This window comes from Cobetia sp. SIMBA_158 (assembly GCF_046566945.1).
Classification (GTDB): Bacteria; Pseudomonadota; Gammaproteobacteria; order Pseudomonadales; family Halomonadaceae; genus Cobetia; species Cobetia amphilecti.
On the sequence record NZ_JAWJYL010000837.1, the window covers coordinates 1 to 248 of the forward strand.

The 248-nt window shown below is 38.7% G+C and carries 1 protein-coding gene; it reads right to left on the minus strand.

Annotated elements, in window-relative coordinates:
- Window positions 1-10: 10 nt before the first annotated feature.
- Window positions 11-248 (minus strand): STAS domain-containing protein (locus R2R70_RS22180; RefSeq protein WP_410979227.1); only part of this gene is annotated, 238 nt, incomplete at its 5' end.

Here is a 248-nt window from a genome sequence, read left to right on the forward strand (position 1 = left end):
ATATAAACCTCTAACTATTTCTTTCGATTGTTAAATAATGCCCTAAGCCAAGCTGATTAATGGTATGTGCTAATGCTGCACTACTGCCGACCCATATAATTTTGTGTTGGATGGTAAGCAAGTGTTTTTGAAGCGCACATAACAGCTGAATAGATGCAGTATCTGCAGACACTACATCGCTAATATCAAGACTGATATCGTCGTTGCTATTGAGTTCTTGTAGTAAGTCTTGGTGGAGCGTTTCAACT